Below are 329 nucleotides of genomic sequence, written 5' to 3' on the forward strand. Positions count from 1 at the left end.
ATGCTTTGCGCGGCGTGGGCCGGAATGGTCGCCACCGCCTGACTGCCCTTGAGCAAATACGGCAACGCGGCAAAATGCGTGGTCGAGGCGCACACCCGTCGACTCAGCCCCAGCGCCGCCAACCCCTCATCGGTGATCCCGATAAAACCGCCGGACGACACCAGAATGTGCTCCCGCGCGACGAACTCCTCCAGGCTGATGGTCTGCTGTCCCTCAGCCAGACTGGCCTGATCCACCAGGCACAAATACCCCCCTTCGCCCAACACCTGACGGCTGAGCAACCGCTCGGCAAACCCGCCGGCGGTAATCGCCAGATCGATACTGCGATC

General features: G+C 63.8%; 1 protein-coding gene. It reads right to left on the reverse strand.

Annotated features, from left to right (window positions below; all coding sequences use genetic code 11):
* Positions 1 to 329: LysR substrate-binding domain-containing protein (locus BK665_RS34055; protein ID WP_259699692.1), on the reverse strand; the 329-nt coding region annotated here is incomplete at both ends.

This window comes from Pseudomonas frederiksbergensis (assembly GCF_003732665.1).
Classification (GTDB): domain Bacteria; phylum Pseudomonadota; class Gammaproteobacteria; order Pseudomonadales; family Pseudomonadaceae; genus Aquipseudomonas; species Aquipseudomonas frederiksbergensis_G.